The 2,009-nt window shown below is 68.1% G+C and carries 3 protein-coding genes; all 3 read left to right on the top strand.

The window, feature by feature from the left end:
* Nucleotides 1–875: carbohydrate ABC transporter permease (locus ABD308_RS31375; RefSeq protein ID WP_344342564.1), on the top strand; the 875-nt coding region annotated here is incomplete at its 5' end.
* Nucleotides 872–1,720 carry a carbohydrate ABC transporter permease gene (locus ABD308_RS31370; RefSeq protein WP_344342563.1) on the top strand — a complete coding sequence of 283 codons (849 nt, stop codon included), beginning with the start codon at nucleotides 872–874 and terminating at the stop codon, nucleotides 1,718–1,720. The genes ABD308_RS31375 and ABD308_RS31370, both read left to right, overlap by 4 nt.
* Nucleotides 1,721–1,798: 78 nt before the next feature.
* Nucleotides 1,799–2,008, top strand: a complete 210-nt coding sequence (locus ABD308_RS31365) for a nucleotidyltransferase domain-containing protein (protein WP_344342562.1) — start codon at nucleotides 1,799–1,801, stop codon at nucleotides 2,006–2,008.
* The last annotated feature ends 1 nt before the right edge of the window (nucleotide 2,009 follow it).

Below are 2,009 nucleotides of genomic sequence, written 5' to 3'. Positions count from 1 at the left end.
CGCTGCTGCTCCTGCTGCCGGCGGCGGTCATCATGATCCCGCTGGTCGCCTACCCGATCTACCAGCTCGGCCTGCTGTCCGTGCTGGACTTCGGCCAGGCGCAGGCCTCCGGCGGTGTGCCGACCAGCTTCGTCGGCTTCGGCAACTACCAGAAGATCCTGAGCGACGGGCAGTTCTGGTCGGTGCTGCTGCAGACGATCGGCTTCGCCGCGTTCTGCGTGGTCGCCACGCTGGCCGTCGGCGCCACCCTCGCGGTGCTGCTGACCAGGGTGGGCCGGGTGCCCCGGCTGGTGCTGACCACCGCCGCGATGGCGGCCTGGGCGGCCCCGGCGATGACCGGTTCGACGGTGTGGAGCTTCCTGTTCGACACCAACCTCGGCCTGGTCAACAAGACCCTGGTGGGCATCGGCCTGGACGGCTTCCACGAGTACAACTGGTTCTACGACAAGTGGACGGCCTTCCTCATCGTCGGCGCCGTCGTGGTCTGGCACTCCTTCCCGTTCGTCATGGTGACGCTGTACGCGGGCATCAAGGCGATCCCGACCGAGGTCCTGGAGGCGGCGGCGCTGGACGGGGCCGGCACCTGGGCCACCTTCCGCCGGATCACCGCCCCGATGCTCCGGCCGATCCTGACCATCGTGGTGATCCAGTCGGTCATCTGGGACTTCAAGGTCTTCACCCAGATCTACGTGATGACCGAGGGCGGTGGCATCGCCGGCCAGAACCTGGTGCTCAACGTCTACGCCTACCAGAAGGCCTTCGCCTCCTCCCAGTACGGGCTCGGCGCGGCCATCGGTGTGATCATGCTGCTGATCCTGGTGATTCCGACCGTCCTCTACATCCGCTCGCTGCGCAGGACGGGGAACGAACTGTGAACGCCCGTAGCCGCTGGCGCCTGGGCGCCAACACCACCGCCCTCCTGGTGGCCGTCGTCACCGCCTTCCCGATCTTCTGGATGGTGCTCTCGGCCTTCAAGCCGAAGGGCGAGGTGCAGTCGCTCAACCCGCGCCCCTGGACGGCGCACCCGACGTTGGAGAGCTTCCGTCAGGTGCTCAGCGTGGACGGCTTCGGCCGGTACTTCGTCAACAGCCTGGTGATCGCGCTGTCGGTGGTGGTGCTCTCCGCGCTGGTGGTCTTCCTCGCGGCGGTCGCGGTGACCAGGTTCAGGTTCCGCTTCCGCACCACCATCATGGTGATGTTCCTGATCGCCCAGATGATCCCGGTCGAGGCGCTGACCATCCCGCTGTTCTTCATGTTCCGCGACGCGGGCCGGTTCGCTCCGGGCATCGGGCTCAACACCCTGGCCTCGCTGATCCTGGTGCAGCTGGCCTTCTCGCTGCCCTTCGGGATCTGGATGATGCGGGGCTTCGTCGCCGCCGTGCCGGCGTCGATCGAGGAGGCCGCGCAGATCGACGGCGCGAGCCGGGCCCGCATCCTGTGGACCATCCTGCTGCCGCTGGTCGCCCCCGGGCTGGCCGCGACCAGCGTGTTCTCCTTCATCGCGGCGTGGAACGACTTCGTCTTCGCCAAGACCTTCATCATCAGCGCGACCGAGAACCAGACCCTCCCCTCGGCGCTGCTGGTGTTCTTCAAGCCGGACGAGAACGACTGGGGCGGCATCATGGCGGCCTCCACACTGATGACCGTTCCGGTGCTGATCTTCTTCATCGCGGTGCAGCGCAAGCTGGTCTCCGGGCTGGCCGGCGCGGTCAAGGACTGAGACCCGTGCCTTGACGGAATATCCCGCGACGAAGGGGCTGCGGCGGGTATAGCGTCCGGACCCGTGGAGGTGGGGTCCATGGACCGGAAGCGCGCCGACGGGCAACTCGCGCAGATCGCCGAGACGGTGGGCCTCGCCCGCCGTCTCGGCTCCCGTGTCTGGCTGCGCGGCGGCTGGGCGATGGACTTCTTCCTCGGTGAGCAGACCCGCGACCACGAGGACGTCGACTGGTTCGCCCCGGCCGCCGACGCCGCCGCGCTCGCCGCCGGACTGCGCGCCCTCGGCTAAC

This window comes from Kitasatospora putterlickiae, from assembly GCF_039527695.1.
GTDB lineage: Bacteria > Actinomycetota > Actinomycetes > Streptomycetales > Streptomycetaceae > Kitasatospora > Kitasatospora putterlickiae.
Note: the sequence above shows the minus strand (reverse complement) of the source record. Positions and strands in the feature narration are given on the sequence as shown.

Excerpts from the sequence above, each read along its gene's own strand:
- ABD308_RS31365 (WP_344342562.1), top strand. The coding sequence starts at position 1,799 with ATGGACCGGAAGCGCGCCGACGGGCAACTCGCGCAGATCGCCGAGACG.